This is a genomic window from Onishia taeanensis (genome assembly GCF_003268885.1).
GTDB lineage: Bacteria > Pseudomonadota > Gammaproteobacteria > Pseudomonadales > Halomonadaceae > Onishia > Onishia taeanensis_A.
Genome location: NZ_QLSX01000011.1, coordinates 1 through 14,424, shown reverse-complemented (window position 1 = coordinate 14,424; position 14,424 = coordinate 1). Strand labels below are relative to the sequence as shown.

At 64.9% G+C, this 14,424-nt stretch carries 15 protein-coding genes; 5 read left to right on the top strand and 10 right to left on the bottom strand.

The annotated features are described in order from the left end of the window. Nucleotides 1-100 precede the first annotated feature (100 nt). Complete coding sequence (gene gluQRS, locus BCL93_RS14045; RefSeq protein WP_112055898.1) at nucleotides 101-994, bottom strand: tRNA glutamyl-Q(34) synthetase GluQRS; 894 nt, start codon at nucleotides 992-994, stop codon at nucleotides 101-103. Between the two features lie 151 nt (nucleotides 995-1,145). After that, nucleotides 1,146-1,583, bottom strand: a complete 438-nt coding sequence (dksA, locus tag BCL93_RS14040) for an RNA polymerase-binding protein DksA (protein WP_112055897.1) — start codon at nucleotides 1,581-1,583, stop codon at nucleotides 1,146-1,148. Between the two features lie 268 nt (nucleotides 1,584-1,851). Here dksA and BCL93_RS14035 point away from each other — a divergent pair, with 268 nt between their 5' ends. Next, nucleotides 1,852-3,054, top strand: a complete 1,203-nt coding sequence (locus BCL93_RS14035; protein WP_112055896.1) for an aminotransferase class I/II-fold pyridoxal phosphate-dependent enzyme — start codon at nucleotides 1,852-1,854, stop codon at nucleotides 3,052-3,054. Next, nucleotides 3,054-3,830 (top strand): DNA/RNA nuclease SfsA, encoded by a 777-nt coding sequence (gene sfsA / locus BCL93_RS14030; RefSeq protein WP_112055895.1) that lies wholly within the window; start codon nucleotides 3,054-3,056, stop codon nucleotides 3,828-3,830. The genes BCL93_RS14035 and sfsA overlap by 1 nt, the downstream gene beginning before the upstream one ends. On the opposite strand, the gene BCL93_RS14025 is transcribed toward sfsA, so the two are convergent. The 7 genes from BCL93_RS14025 to BCL93_RS13995 all read right to left on the bottom strand — a co-directional run bounded on the left by BCL93_RS14025 (nucleotide 3,780) and on the right by BCL93_RS13995 (nucleotide 8,880). Continuing rightward, nucleotides 3,780-4,112, bottom strand: a complete 333-nt coding sequence (locus BCL93_RS14025; protein WP_112055894.1) for a Rieske (2Fe-2S) protein — start codon at nucleotides 4,110-4,112, stop codon at nucleotides 3,780-3,782. The two genes, sfsA and BCL93_RS14025, sit on opposite strands and share 51 nt — an antisense overlap. A gap of 16 nt (nucleotides 4,113-4,128) precedes the next feature. Further along, nucleotides 4,129-4,617: a DUF4426 domain-containing protein gene (locus tag BCL93_RS14020; RefSeq protein WP_258396581.1), complete on the bottom strand. Its 489-nt coding sequence runs from the start codon at nucleotides 4,615-4,617 to the stop codon at nucleotides 4,129-4,131. A 34-nt stretch (nucleotides 4,618-4,651) separates the two neighbouring features. After that, nucleotides 4,652-5,254: a methionine biosynthesis protein MetW gene (gene metW, locus BCL93_RS14015; protein ID WP_112055892.1), complete on the bottom strand. Its 603-nt coding sequence runs from the start codon at nucleotides 5,252-5,254 to the stop codon at nucleotides 4,652-4,654. Beyond that, on the bottom strand, nucleotides 5,254-6,405 hold the full coding sequence (gene metX, locus BCL93_RS14010) for a homoserine O-succinyltransferase MetX (RefSeq protein WP_112055891.1): 1,152 nt from the start codon (nucleotides 6,403-6,405) through the stop codon (nucleotides 5,254-5,256). The genes metW and metX overlap by 1 nt, the downstream gene beginning before the upstream one ends. Nucleotides 6,406-6,507: 102 nt before the next feature. Beyond that, complete coding sequence (locus BCL93_RS14005) at nucleotides 6,508-7,098, bottom strand: YggT family protein (RefSeq protein WP_112055890.1); 591 nt, start codon at nucleotides 7,096-7,098, stop codon at nucleotides 6,508-6,510. 121 nt (nucleotides 7,099-7,219) lie between these two features. Continuing rightward, nucleotides 7,220-8,044 carry a pyrroline-5-carboxylate reductase gene (proC, locus tag BCL93_RS14000; RefSeq protein ID WP_112055889.1) on the bottom strand — a complete coding sequence of 275 codons (825 nt, stop codon included), beginning with the start codon at nucleotides 8,042-8,044 and terminating at the stop codon, nucleotides 7,220-7,222. A gap of 125 nt (nucleotides 8,045-8,169) precedes the next feature. Further along, nucleotides 8,170-8,880, bottom strand: a complete 711-nt coding sequence (locus tag BCL93_RS13995; RefSeq protein WP_112055888.1) for a YggS family pyridoxal phosphate-dependent enzyme — start codon at nucleotides 8,878-8,880, stop codon at nucleotides 8,170-8,172. Between the two features lie 34 nt (nucleotides 8,881-8,914). Between BCL93_RS13995 and BCL93_RS13990 the strand changes: the two genes are divergently transcribed. Continuing rightward, on the top strand, nucleotides 8,915-9,946 hold the full coding sequence (locus BCL93_RS13990; protein WP_112055887.1) for a type IV pilus twitching motility protein PilT: 1,032 nt from the start codon (nucleotides 8,915-8,917) through the stop codon (nucleotides 9,944-9,946). A gap of 89 nt (nucleotides 9,947-10,035) precedes the next feature. Beyond that, on the top strand, nucleotides 10,036-11,172 hold the full coding sequence (locus BCL93_RS13985; protein ID WP_112055886.1) for a PilT/PilU family type 4a pilus ATPase: 1,137 nt from the start codon (nucleotides 10,036-10,038) through the stop codon (nucleotides 11,170-11,172). An 84-nt stretch (nucleotides 11,173-11,256) separates the two neighbouring features. On the opposite strand, the gene BCL93_RS13980 is transcribed toward BCL93_RS13985, so the two are convergent. Continuing rightward, nucleotides 11,257-12,414, bottom strand: a complete 1,158-nt coding sequence (locus tag BCL93_RS13980) for an anhydro-N-acetylmuramic acid kinase (protein ID WP_112055885.1) — start codon at nucleotides 12,412-12,414, stop codon at nucleotides 11,257-11,259. 136 nt (nucleotides 12,415-12,550) lie between these two features. Here BCL93_RS13980 and tyrS point away from each other — a divergent pair, with 136 nt between their 5' ends. After that, nucleotides 12,551-13,750 carry a tyrosine--tRNA ligase gene (gene tyrS, locus BCL93_RS13975; RefSeq protein WP_112055884.1) on the top strand — a complete coding sequence of 400 codons (1,200 nt, stop codon included), beginning with the start codon at nucleotides 12,551-12,553 and terminating at the stop codon, nucleotides 13,748-13,750. Nucleotides 13,751-14,424 lie beyond the last annotated feature (674 nt).

Sequence of the window (14,424 nt, the reverse complement as noted above, 5' to 3'; positions counted from 1 at the left end):
GTGGCGCGAGCAAGGCTTACCAAGCCTTTTACGCCAGGCGGCCTGGCTTTCTAAGGGGCCGGGCAACTGGCGTTACCTACCGTCAGTGAAACATCCTGGGTTATGCATCGGGCCAGTCCGGGGCAACGAGGACGTCATCTGTGGTCAGACGCGCCGGTTCCCAGGCGGCGATGGCGGCGGCCAGCTGGTCTTCGACCGGAGCGGTGGAAAGGGCGGAGTCGGGCGCCTGTTCGAGCGCCGTCAGGGCCTGATGCACCAGCGGACGGACGCGTTCGTCTTCGGGCAGCGGCCGGGCCAGGTTCTGCTTGGAGAGCTTTTGGCCGTCGTCGCCGATCACCAGCGGCAGGTGCAGGTAGCGGGGCTCAGGCAGCCCCAAGGCAGCCTGCAGCTGGCGTTGCCAGGGCGTGTTGTCGAGCAGGTCGACGCCGCGCACCACATCACTGATGGCCTGGTCGGCATCGTCGACCACCACCGCCAGCTGATAGGCCCAGAGGGCATCCTTGCGTTTGAGCACCACGTCGCCGAGGTCGGCCGGGTCCAGGCACTGTCGGCCATAGAGCCGGTCGTGCCAGACCACCGGGCGCAGCCCAAGGTCGCTGCGCAGCCGCCAGGCAAGGGGCGCCTCGGGAACGCAGGGACCATCGCGGCACCAGCCGGGATAGATGGGGTAATCTCGCCACTGCTTGCGCGAGCAGCTGCAGGGATAGGCGAGCCCCGCGTCAGCGAGCCGTTCCAGAGCCGCCGCGTAAGCCTCGCCGCGCGTTTGCTGGTAGCGCACCGGGCCGTCCCAGTGAAGGCCGAAGGCCTCGAGCTGGCGCAGGATGGTATCGCTCGCGCCTTTTGGGCAGCGCGGCGGGTCGATGTCTTCGATGCGCACCTCCCAGCTGCCACCTGCCTGACGGGCATCCAGGTAGCTGCCCAACGCCGCGACCAGCGACCCGAAATGCAGGGGGCCGGAGGGGGTAGGGGCGAAGCGTCCGCGGTAGTCGTTCATGGCAGGGGCTCGTCTGGGCTCATCGGGATAAGTGGCAAGGGAGCTGGGAAGCGGGCGCTGAAGCAGGGCCGCTGGATACGCCGACGGGCACCCGAGGGTGCCCGTCGAAGATGGCCAAGGTGGCCGCGCAGGCCTGGCGGGCAAGCAAAGATCAGCCGCCGAGCTGCTTTTCCTTGAGTTCGGCCAGGGTCTTGCAGTCGACGCACTGAGTGGCCGTGGGACGCGCTTCGAGGCGGCGAATGCCGATCTCGACGCCGCAGGCCTCGCAGAAGCCGTAGTCGTCCTCGTCGATCTTATCGATGGTCTCGTTGATCTTCTTGAGCAGTTTGCGCTCGCGATCCCGAGTGCGCAGTTCCAGGTTGAAGCCTTCTTCCTGGGTGGCGCGGTCTGCCGGATCGGCGTAGTTGTTGGCGTCTTCCTGCAGGTGACGCACGGTGCGATCCACTTCTTCCATCAAATCCTTTTTCCAGTCGAGCAGGATCTGCCGGAAGTGCGCTAGCTGCTTGTCGTTCATATACTCTTCACCCGGCGCCGGCTCGTACGGGGTGAATCGCTTGAGAGCTTCCGGGGTTTGTGCTGCTGCTGGCATGTGGCTGCCTCATTACTCGAGTGACTGGGGCCGATACCCGTTCGAAGGGTGCTATCCATCGCGGGCCCAAAACCCAGTGTATTTAGCGAAAAAAAGCTGCGAACGCAACCGTTGTGACACCTTCTTTGCTGTAGAGGCGCTGCGTTAACCGGTTACCATACCGTATTGACCGTGCCGTCTGCTGGTGGTGCCCGGTGTTTCTCGCCAGCGGTCGCTTATTTTTGCCACTCATCTTGGCCGCTGATGGGGTCACTACAGGGAGTCGCCTATGTCGTTCAGTGATGGGTCGTTCAGTGCCAGGCTGGATCGGGTTCAGCCGTTTCGGGTGATGAGCCTGCTCGAGGTTGCCCAGGCTCGCGAGGCGGCGGGCCACGACGTGATTCATCTGGAAATCGGCGAGCCCGATTTTCCGACGCCGGCGCCGGTGATCGCTGCCGGCCAGCAGGCGCTGGCGGCGGGCCATACCCGGTATACTCCCGCCGCCGGGCTGCCGGCGCTGCGCGAGGCCATCGCCGGCCACTACGCCGAGCACTTCGGTGCCCGGGTCGATCCCGCGAGGATCATCGTCACTCCGGGGGCCTCCGGGGCCCTGCTGCTGGCCAGTCAGCTGCTGGTGCAACGCGGCGATCGGGTGTTGATGGCCGATCCGACCTATCCCTGCAACCGCCATTTCATGGCACTGGCCGAGGCTGAACTCGATACCGTGACGGTGGGCCCGGAAAGCGGCTGGCAGCTGGATGCCGCGCTGATCGAGCGTCACTGGCGCGATGAGACCCGGCTCGCGATGCTGGCCACGCCCTCCAACCCTACCGGGCATACCCTGGATGCCGGCCAGATCGCCGCGGTGGCCGAGACAGTGGCCGCGCGTCAGGGGGCGCTACTGGTCGACGAGATCTATCAGGGCCTTACCTATGACGTGGCGCCGGTGTCGGCGACCGCCGTGGCGCCCGAGGCTTATGTGGTCAACAGTTTCTCGAAGTATTTCGGTATGACCGGCTGGCGCCTCGGCTGGCTGGTGGCGCCTGAGGAAGCCGTGGAGCCGCTGACGCGACTCGCCCAGAATGTCTTTCTCGCCGCGCCGACGCCCTCCCAGCATGCCGCTCTGGCCGCCTTTACGCCGGAATGCCGTGACGAGCTGGAGCGCCGCCGTCGCGAGCTGCATCGCCGCCGCGATGCGCTGCTCGAGGGGCTTGCCGGCCTGGGGCTTTCGCCCTCGCTGCCGCCTCAGGGGGCCTTCTATCTGTGGCTCGATATCAGCCGCTACAGCCAGGACAGCCTGGCCTTCTGCCGCCGTCTGCTGGAGGAGGAGAACGTCGCCATCACCCCGGGCATCGACTTCGCAGTGACCGGCGGCGAGTACCATGTGCGCATCGCCTTTACCGCCGAGATTTCGCGTCTTGAAGAGGCCGTAGTGCGCCTCGGGCGCTTCCTGGCGCGTCAGTCTGGCCCGTCGGTGATGGAGAGGCCCTGATGGACTATCCCCGCCTGGTGCCCGGCATCCTGATCCGCCGCTACAAGCGCTTTCTCGCCGATGTGCGTCTCGACGACGGTCGCGAGGTGGTGGCGCATTGCCCGAACACCGGCTCGATGCGTGCGGTGAACGTGCCCGGGGCCCGGGTCTGGCTGTCATCAAGCGACAACCCCAAGCGCAAGCTGAGCTGGACCTGGGAGCTGATCGCGCTGCCACAGCCGGGTGGCGGCACGGCACTGGCTTCGGTGCACACCGGGCGCACCAATGCGATCGTCGGAGAAGCGCTGCGCGCGGGGAGCGTCGCGCCGCTAGCGGGCTTCAGCGAGCTTAAGCGAGAAGTGCGCGTCGAGGGCGCGCGGCTCGATTTCCGCCTAGCCGAGTCAAGCGCGGACGCCGGTAGCGCTGCTTACGTTGAGGTCAAGCAGGTCACCCTCAGGGAGACCGACGGCCACGGCTATTTTCCGGACGCGGTCAGCGAGCGAGGGCGGCGTCATCTTGAGGTGCTGAGCCGTTTGGCTTGTGAGGGCCAGCGTGCGGTGCTGCTGTTCTGCGTGGCGCATACCGGGATCGACGACGTCGCCCCGGCGGCGCACATCGACCCGGGCTATGCCCAGGCGCTTGGCGAGGCTGTCGCCGCGGGCGTCGAGGTGCTGGCCTATGGCTGTGAGATCGACTGGCAGAGGGCCGCGCCTGCCGCCATACGGCTGGCGCGGCCCTTGCCGGTATCACTCACGCGCCAGGTAGATGCCGCCCTGGTCGTCGACGGTGAGGGCTAGCGGCTCCAGTGATTCGTACTGGCAGGGGCCGGCCACGCATTCGCCGTTCTCCGGCAGGAAGAGGGCGCCATGATGGGCGCACTGGATCAGTTCGCCGCCGGTGGCCAGAAAGCTGTCCGGGTCGATGTCGAGCCGGCTGTCACGGTGCGGGCAGCGGTTTTCAAAGCCATGCAGGTGGCCGTGCACCTTGACCAGGAAGCCCGCACGGCCATCGGGGAGGGTGATGGCGAGGCCGCCGGTGGCGTCGAGGTCTGCGAGGTGGGCAAGAAGGGTGCCGCGCATGGGCGCTCCGGTCGGTTCAGCGGTCGATATAGAAGCGCTGGATGAAGCTCACCTCGCCAGGTGGCGCATTGCGGTCATAGCGTACGCTCAGATCGAAGCGCATCGGCTCGTCTTCCTGAATGCGGAAGGTCGCCAGGTGATAGACGGCGCCGTCCTCGCGCACGGTGCGAAAGGTGAGCGGCTGCGACTGACCGGCGAGGTTGCCGACCCGGCCTTCCACCGAGGCTTGCACCGGTCGGGTGGTGCCGTCCTCCTGTTCCTCACGCACGCTGACATTCAGCAGCGCCTGCACTCGGCTGCGCTGGATGCCGTTGGCCGCCGCGACCTCCGGTGTCAGGAAGCTGGTGTTCACCGCGTTGTAGTGGACCTGGTAGCGGCCGAAGCGTTCGAACTGTTCGGCCTGGGCCGTTCCCCAACCTGTGCCTGCAAGCAGCACAAGGCCGAGCAGCCAGGCCATCCCACGATTGATAGCCCGGCCGTCTTGCCGGTGCCTATGCTTCACCATGATGACGTCCCCCGAAGGCAATACTCGGTGGCGATCATGCGTCGCCTGCACGGCTGACACGGAAGATCGCTGTTTCACCAAACAGGTTAGGCCATAGCCGTGAGCTCCAGTGTGCCTCGTGCTCGCCGTTGCCTACTGCCTGGTCCGTGATGGTCAGACCCTTGTCGCGGCACAGGCGTTCAAAGTCATTGAAGGTCGAGAGGTGAATGTTGGGAGTGTCGTACCAGGCATGGGGTAGCGACTTGGACACCGGCATGTAGCCCTTGAAGCCCAGGTACAGGCGATGGCGCCAGTAGGCGAAGTTGGGGAAGGTGATGATGCATTCCCCGGCCACCCTGAGCATCTCGTCGAGCATCAGATCGGGGCGACGCAAGGCTTGCAGGGCCTGGGTCATGATCACCAGGTCGTAGGCGTTGTCGTCGAAATTGGCAAGCCCCTCGTCGAGGTTCTGCTCGATGACGTTGACGCCGCGGGCGACGCAGGCGGTCAGGCCGTCGGGGTCGATCTCCAGCCCGTAGCCGGTGACCTGTTTGTCGCGGGCCAGGGCATCGAGCAGGGTGCCGTCGCCGCAGCCCAGGTCGAGTACCCGGGCGCCCTCGGGCACCCAGCCATGGATCAGTTCAAGGTCGGCGCGCATCAGGAGCCCTCCAGCTGCTGGTCCCTGGCCACGCGCGCCATGAAGCCCGCGAACACCGCCTGATAGCGGGGCTCGGGCAGCAGGAAGGCATCATGGCCGTGGGGGGAATCGATGTTGGCATAGCTGACCGGCTTGTCGGCGCGCACCAGGGCGTCGACAAGCTCCCGGGAACGCCAGGGCGGGAAGCGCCAGTCGGTCGAGAAGCTGACCACCAGGAAGGGACACTGTGCCGGGGCCAGCGCCGCGGCGAGATCGCCGCCATGGGGTGCGGCCGGGTCGAAGTAGTCGAGCGCCTTGGTCATCAGCAGGTAGGTATTGGCGTCGAAGGACTCGGAGAAGGTGTCGCCCTGATGGCGTAGGTAGGATTCCACCTGGAACTCGACCTCGTAGCCATACCCGAGATCGTGACGCAGGTCACGGCCGAACTTGGAGCCCATCGCCGTCTCGGAGAGGTAGGTGATGTGGCCGACCATGCGCGCCAGCTTGAGGCCGCGCCGTGGCAGGGTGTCGTGCTCGCCGTACCAGCCGTCATGGAAGTCGGGGTCGGAGCGGATCGCCTGGCGCGCGACCTCGTTGAAGGCGATGTTCTGGGCCGAGAGGCGCGGCGTGGCGGCGATCACTGCGGCATGTGCGATGCGCTCCGGGTAGTCCAGCGCCCACTGCATCACCTGCATGCCGCCCAGGCTGCCGCCGACCACTGCGGCGAAGCGCTCGATGCCGAGCCGGTCGGCGAGTCTTGCCTGGCTGTGTACCCAGTCGCTGACCGTCATCATCGGGAAGTCCGGGCCCCAGGGACGGCCGGTTTCAGGATTGATGCTCAGCGGGCCGGTGCTGCCGTGGCAGCCGCCCAGGTTGTTGAGCGAGACGACGAAGAAGCGGTTGGTGTCGATGCTCTTGCCGGGGCCGATATGGGCATCCCACCAGCCGGGCTTGCGGTCACCTTCATGATGGCGCCCGGCGGCGTGATGGTGCCCGGAGAGGGCGTGACAGATCAGTACCGCATTGGTGCCCTCTGCGTTGAGGGTGCCATAGGTCTCGTAGACCAGGGTGTAGCTGGGCAGGGTCTTGCCGCAGGCCAGGGCCAGAGGGTCGTCGAAGTGGGCCGTCTGTGGCGTCACCACGCCGACCGAGTCGGAAGCAAGCTCGGGCATGGCGGTCTCAGTGTCCTGTCAGAAGAAGATAAACAACGGCGGGGCGCTCGGCCCCGCTTACAGTTCTGTCAATCACAGTCGCATCCATCACCGTGCCACCGATCACAGCCCCACCAGAGCGCCGGAGACGCCAGCGGCGCGAGTCAGTGAGCCGACCACCAGGTTGTCGAGCAGGCTGATGGAGATGAACACCACGATCGGTGACAGGTCGATCATGCCAAGCGGCGGGATCACCTTGCGCACCGGGGCCATGATCGGCTCGACCAGCTGCATGACCAGCATAGCGCCCGGATGGCTTGCCTGAGGCGCTACCCAGCTCAGGATGATCATCACGATCAGAGCGAAGAAGTAGATCTTGAGGATGCCGCTTGCCAGTGCGGCGACGCCGGCGATGGCCACGCCCGCGATCGGCGGCATGCCGTAGCCGGCGATCTGCAGGATCAGGATGATGCTGATTACCTTGATCAAGAAGGCCGCCGCCAGCGTGGCCAGGTCGAAGCGTCCCACTGGGCGCAGGAAACCCTGGAAGGGCTTCACCACCGGCTGGGTCACCTTGACCACCGACTGGCTGATCGGGTTGTAGTAGTCGGCGCGGGAGGCCTGCAGCAGAAAGCGCATCATCAGCATCAGCAAATAGATGTTGATCAGCGTATTGACCAGCAGCAGGCCGGCACTTCCCAATTGACTGCCCATGGGGGCTCCTTGTTTATAAAAGCCGGCAATGAAAGACGGCAACGAACGGCGGTGGCGACGGGGTGACGTCAGCGATGATCAGGCGGTCGGTTCGCCGACCGCCTCACCTCGACGCGGCGGCTTACTGCTTGCCGAGTTCCTCGCCCATCTCGCGGGCGCGGGCGGCACAGACCTCGGCGGCCTCGAGGAAAATCTGGCGCAGGCCGGCCTCTTCGAGGTGGTTCACGGCGCGCTCGGTGGTGCCGTTCGGCGACATGACATTGCGCCTCAGTTGGGCGGGGTCGGCGTCACCCTGCTGGACCATTCGGGCGGCGCCGAGGCCGGTCTGTACGGCCAGGCGACGGGCGCTCTCGGCTGGCAGGCCAAGCTTGACCCCCGCTTCCTCGAGGGCCTCGAAGACCAGATAGAAATAGGCGGGGGCGCTGCCGGCAACGGCGGTCACAGCTTCGAGCAGCACTTCCTCGTCGACCCACTCCACAATGCCCACGGCTTCCATCAGGGTGGTGGCAAGCGCCTTCTGGCGATCATCGACGAGACGATTGGCATAGAGGCCGCTGGCGCCGGTGCCCACCAGCGAAGGGGTGTTGGGCATGCAGCGGATCACCGGCAGTTCCCCGCCCAGCCAGCGCTCGAGGGTCTCGGCGGTCAGGCCGGCGGCGACCGAGACGATCAGCGGTTTGCGGTCCTGGACGGCATCACGCATGGCCGCACAGACGTCGTGCATGATTTGCGGCTTGACCGCCAGCACCACGACATCCGCATTGGCCACGGCGGCATTGTTGTCGGTCTCGGTGTGGATACCGTACCGCTCACGCAGCGGCGCCAGCATTGCGTCGTCGGGGGAGGTGGCGGTAATCGCCTCGCGCGGATAGCCGCTCTCGATCATGCCGCCGAAGATGGCGCTGGCCATGTTGCCGGCGCCAATGAAAGTCACGTTGCTCGCCATGCTGGAATCCTCTTCTGGTGTCTGGTTGGCCGTCTGCCTGGCCGTGTTCGTCGCCGTGCCTGTTCGGCTCGCGATTTTAGCGTGCTGTTTCTTCAGCGCGACATGCCGTCAGCTAAGACATCGCATCAGGCCGCTGGGCGTGGCCGCGCGCCGAACAGGGCCGTGCCTAGCCTCAGCAGGGTCGCACCCTCTGCGACGGCGGCCTCGAGGTCGCCGCTCATGCCCATCGAAAGGGTATCGAGCTCGGCCTCGGGGAAGCGTGCTTTGAGTGCCTCTAGGGCCTCGTGCAGCCTGGCGAAAGGGACACGCTGTTCGGCGAGCCCGCCGCTCGGGGCGGGAATCGCCATCAGCCCGCGCAGGCGCAGCCCCGGCAGCGATAGCACCGTTTCCGCCAGAGGCTCGAGGGCCTCGAGGGCGACACCGGCCTTGCTGGCCTCATCGCTGATATTGACCTGCAGGCAGACGTTCAGCGGCGGCCGGCCGGCGGGGCGCTGCTCGGCCAGGCGTCGGGCGATCTTCTCACGATCGACGCTATGAACCCAGTCGAAGTGCTCGGCGACCTGGCGGGTCTTGTTCGACTGCAGCGGGCCGATGAAATGCCAGATGATGTCGTCGAGATCGGCAAGCTCGGCCTGCTTGTCGAGGGCCTCTTGCAGGTAGTTTTCGCCGAACTGGCGCTGACCGAGGCCATGGGCCTCGCGAACCATCGCCGCGGGCTTGGTCTTGCTGACCGCCAGCAGCTCTGCGGCCTGCGGATCTCGGCCCGCGGCACTCAGCGCTGCATCGAGCCGCGACTTGGCAGCGGCGAAGGTTTCGGTTAACACAACCTCTGTCATACTGGGGCGACCTTACCTGGGAGCAGGGAATCTAATGGATATTACCGAACTGCTGGCATTCTCGGCAAAGCAGAACGCATCGGACCTTCACCTTTCCGCCGGCCTGCCGCCGATGATTCGGGTCGATGGTGATATTCGTCGGCTCAATGTGCCGGCCATGGACGATCGTGAGGTGCGGGCCCTGATCTACGACATTATGGGCGACCGCCAGCGCCGCGACTTCGAAGAGTTCCTGGAAACGGACTTCTCCTTCGAGGTGCCGGGGGTGGCACGCTTTCGCGTCAACGCATTCCAGCAGGGGCGCGGTGCCGCAGCGGTGCTGCGTACCGTGCCTGCGGAGGTGCTGACCATGGAAGCGCTGGGCATGGGCGATGTCTTTCGCCGTATGGCGCAGCTTCCACGTGGCCTGGTACTGGTCACCGGCCCCACGGGGTCGGGCAAGAGCACCACTCTGGCGGCGATGATCGACTTCATCAACGACACCCGCTACGACCATATCCTGACCATCGAAGATCCAGTGGAATTCGTGCACCGTAGCAAGCGTTGCCTGATCAACCAGCGTGAAGTGAGTCGCGATACTCACGGCTTCGCTCCTGCGCTGCGCAGCGCCCTGCGCGAGGACCCGGACGTTATCCTGGTCGGCGAGCTGCGGGACCTGGATACCATCCGGCTGGCGCTGACCGCCGCCGAGACCGGGCATCTGGTGCTGGGCACCCTGCACACCACGTCGGCAGCCAAGACCATCGACCGCATCGTCGACGTCTTCCCCGGGGCGGAGAAAGATATGGTGCGCTCGATGCTCTCGGAGTCGCTGCAGGGCGTGATTTCGCAGGTGCTGCTCAAGCGTGCCGGCGGTGGCCGGGTGGCGGCACATGAGATCCTGGTGGCGACCTCGGCGATTCGCAACCTGATTCGCGAGGACAAGGTGGCCCAAATCTATTCGGCCATCCAGACCGGCGGCAACCTGGGTATGCAGACGCTGGATGCGGCCCTGGCCAAAATGGTCAACGATGGGGTTGTGGTGCGTGAAGAGGCGCAGGCCGTGGCCAAGGGCGTGCTCAGCTGAGGCCATCGATGACTCGGTCAGTTGACGCCTTGATTAACTCCAATGACCAACAGCTCTGATCAATCATTAAAGAGGGCAGGCGAAATATCATGAAAGCGAACGAATGGTTGCAGCAGCTGCTCGAGATCATGGTCGATAAGGAAGCCTCGGATCTTCTGGTCTCGGTGAATGCTCCACCCACCCTAAAGATGGCCGGGCAGCTTATTCCGCTGGGCGACCAGGTGCTATCGCCGGCTCAGGTGGCCGAGCTGGTCAAGGCGGCCTTGCCGCCGGCCCAGCGTGAGCGCTTTGCCTCCGAGCAGGAGGCCAACTTTGCGCTGAGCCTTCCTGGACGCGGGCGCTTTCGCGTCAGCGCCTTCCAGCAGCGTAACCAGCCGGCCATGGTGCTGCGGCGGATATCCTTCGAGATTCCTAGGCTCGAGACGCTGAAGTTGCCGGCGACGCTGGGTGAGCTGGCTGGCGCCAAGCGCGGCCTGGTGCTGGTAGTCGGCGGCACCGGTACCGGCAAGTCGACGACCCTGGCGTCGATGATCCAGCAGCGCAACGAGACTCAAGGCGGGCACATCATCAGCATCGAGGACCCGATCGAGTACGTGCACCCTCACAAGAAGGCGATCATCAATCAGCGGGAAGTGGGCATCGACACCGAGTCGTTCGAGGTGGCGCTGAAGAACACGCTGCGCCAGGCGCCGGACGTGATCCTGATCGGCGAGATCCGCACCCGCAAGACCATGGAGCATGCCCTGACCTTCGCCGAGACCGGTCACCTGTGCCTGGCGACCCTGCATGCCAATAACGCCAACCAGGCCCTCGATCGGATCATCAACTTCTTCCCCTCGGAGCGCCACGACCAGGTGTGGCTCGACCTGTCGCTAAACCTGAAAGCCATCGTCGCCCAACAGCTGCTGCCTACGCAGGACCGTGGGCGCCGCGCGGCCATCGAGATCATGCTGCGCTCACCGCTGATCGGCGACCTGATCCGCAAGGGAGAAGTCGCCGAGATCAAGGACGTTATGCGCCGCTCGCGGGATCTTGGCATGCAGACCTTCGATCAGGCGCTTTATGAGCTCTACCAGGAGGGAGTGATCAGTGAGGACATCGCCATGGTTCACGCCGACTCGGCCAACGACCTGCGCATGATGATCAAGTTCGGCGACGAGGGCGGGGTGGCCGACGCCCAGGGCGCTGCCAGCCACCTCGAGCTGCGGCGTGGGGATGATTTCTAGCGGTGCCCTTGTAGTACCTCAGGAGCGCACATCGGTTGCGCAGAGGCCAGGGCATGGTCGGGACACATAGACGCAGTGACTGGATTAGTGTGAATAGATTCCGCCCAGCACTCGCGGGCCGGCGGCACCGGTGACCGCGGGCAGGTTGCCGGGCAGTCCCGCCAGGCGTCGCCAGGCCAGCCAGGCGAAGGCGCCGGCCTCCAGCCAGTCGGCGCTCCAGCCGTCCTGGTCAATGATGCCGATCTCGGTCTGCGGCAGTCGCCGGGCCAGTCGTTCGAGCAGATCGGCATTGCGGGCGCCACCGCCGCAGGGCAGCAGCCGGCTGGGAGGCGGGGCCTGATAGTGGGCCATGGCCTGGGCGATGCCGGAGGAGACGCTTGCCGCGGTCAGTTCGGCGAGTGTTGCCTGCACGTCCTGGGGCGACTCATTGCCGGTCAGCTGTGCCTCGAGCCAGGGCAGGTGAAAGGCCTCGCGGCCGGTGCTCTTGGGCGGCGGCGCGCTGAAGAAGGGGTCTGCGAGCAGGCGGGTGAGCAGTGGCTCGATGATCCGTCCGCCGGCGGCCCAGGCGCCGTTCATATCGACAGGCGTGCCCCGGTGGCGTTGATGCCAGGCATCCAGCAGCACGTTGGCCGGGCCGGTATCAAAGCCGATCACCTCGGCGGTGCAGGTGGCGGGGGGTAGCAGAGTCAGGTTGGCGAAGCCGCCCAGGTTGAGCACCAGCTGCCAGTCGCGGGGGTGGCGAAACAGCGCGGCATGGAAAGCGGGGGCCAGTGGCGCGGCCTGACCGCCGGCGGCCAGGTCGCGACGCCGGAAATCGGCGACCACCGGGCAGCCGGTCAGTTCGGCCAGCAGGCTGGGATTGTCGAGCTGCAGGGTATAGGGCGCGCTCGCATCCTTGTCATGATGCCCAAGGGGGGCGTGCTCGATGGTCTGGCCGTGGCTGCCGATGGCGGCCACCGCGCTTGCCGGAGTGTTGCTCGCCACCAGCAGTTCGCTCACGGCGCGGGCCTGCAGGCGGCAGAAGGCGTCTTCGGCGCGGGCCAGGTCGGCAAAGCGCACGGCGTCAGCATGGCAGAGTTCGAGCAGCGTCGCGCGCAGGCTCGGGGGCATGGCGACCTCATGAGTGGCCAGCAGGCGCGGCGCCTCCTGCGTTCCATCCGGCCCAGGCTCGCCGCACGCAATGAGGGCCGCGTCGATGCCATCGAGGCTGGTTCCCGACATCAATCCAATCAACAGTGGCATGCTCGTCTCCCTGGTATGTCCGGCGCTCAACCGATTGAGCAAGACATGCTACCATCTGCCCCCATTATCAGGCCTGCTCTTGATGCCAAAGGGCCTTGCCTGGCGATCAACTGCTTTTGAGGGGAGAACGGTAACGATGTCCGACGTCGCTGATGCGCTGGCGCTGCTTGAGCGCGGCACCCATGAGATTCTGCTGGCCGATGAGCTCAAGGAGAAGCTCGCCTCCGGTCGCCCCCTGCGCATCAAGGCCGGCTTCGATCCGACTGCGCCGGACTTGCACCTCGGCCACAGCGTGCTGCTGACCAAGATGCGCCAGTTTCAGGACCTCGGTCATCAGGTGATCTTCCTGATCGGCGATTTCACCGGGCGCATCGGCGACCCCACCGGCAAGAACGTCACCCGCAAGCCCCTCACCGAGGAAGAAGTGAAGGCCAACGCCGAGACCTACAAGGCACAGGTCTTCAAGATCCTCGACCCCGAGAAGACCGAAGTGCGCTTCAACGCCGAATGGTTCTCCGCGATGAGTGCCGCCGATATGATCGAGCTGGCCGGTCAGAGCACCGTGGCACGTATGCTTGAGCGCGATGACTTCGAGAAGCGCTATCAGGGTGGTCAGTCGATCTCCATCCACGAGTTCCTGTATCCACTGGTGCAGGGCTATGACTCGGTGGCACTGGAAGCCGACGTCGAGCTCGGCGGTACCGATCAGAAGTTCAACCTGCTGATGGGCCGCGAGCTGCAGAAGCACTTCGGCCAGTCGCCGCAGGTGGTGATCACCATGCCGTTGCTGGAAGGATTGGACGGCGTGCAGAAGATGTCTAAGTCGCTGGGCAACTATGTCGGCGTCGATGATGGCCCGGGCACCATGTTCAACAAGCTGGTGTCGATGCCCGACAGCCTGATGTGGCGCTATTTCGAACTGCTGTCGCTGAAGTCCAACGAAGACATCGAGGCGCTCAAGCGTGACGTCGAGCAGGGTGCCAACCCGCGTGACGTCAAGATGGTACTGGCTCGTGAGCTGGTCGGTCGCTATCACGGCGAGGACGCGGCGGCCAATGCGCACAAGTCTGCCGGCAACCAGCTGGCCGATGGCGAACTGCCCGAAGACCTGCCCGACGTGCACGTCGACTTCGAAGGCAGTGAGCAGGCGCCGATCGCCGCGGTGCTCAACCGCTCCGGCCTTGCCAACAACAGCGCCCAGGCCAAGGACATGCTCGGCAACGGTCGCGTCAAGGTCGACGGCGAGGTGGTCGCTCGCGATCACATGCTGGCGACCGGTGCGAGCTATGTAATCCAGGCCGGCAAGAAACGCTATGCCCGAGTAACCCTCGACTAAGCTCTCGGGTCTTCGTCCTTTGCCAGATGCTCTTTAGTCGGTTCGCCATATATTGGTTCTGCTATCGGTTCTGGTTAGCGGTCCCTCTAATGGCTCTGAAACGCCCGCCCTTGTGCGGGCGTTGTCGTGTCTGGCCCCTCGGTTTATCCACACCCGGTCAGCCGCCTTCATCTATCCACAACCTTGTCGTCACCTTTTTGCAAGAAAGGGGTTGTGTGGGTCCGCGATAATCCGTAAAGTACGCATCCGCTGCCGCCGACGGGCAAACGTCGGAAGCGGTAAAGGGTGTTGGAAGCACTTGTTTCCGTTAAGGTTTTTCGATCAGACTTGATCGACAGGCATTGACAAAACAGCCGGAAACGGTAGAATGCTCCTCCACTCGATCGGCGCTCAACTCGCCGCTGGTTCACTCGGTCATCTAGAGTGAGCAATAACAGCAAGGGTTGACATTCACTGCCGATTCAGTAGAATACGCCTTCCTCGCAGGGCGCCGGCCGAACGGCCAGGCAGATGCGAGATGCTCCCCTCTTAAGAGATCGGAGCTGCTCTTTAACAATCGATCAGATAATTCATGTGGGCGCTTGTCGATGAAGGGGTGATCAGTCACCGATACTTCAAGGCAAGCGACTCGTCAAAGCAAGCCATATCGGCTTCGTTTTTTGAGACGTTTGAAC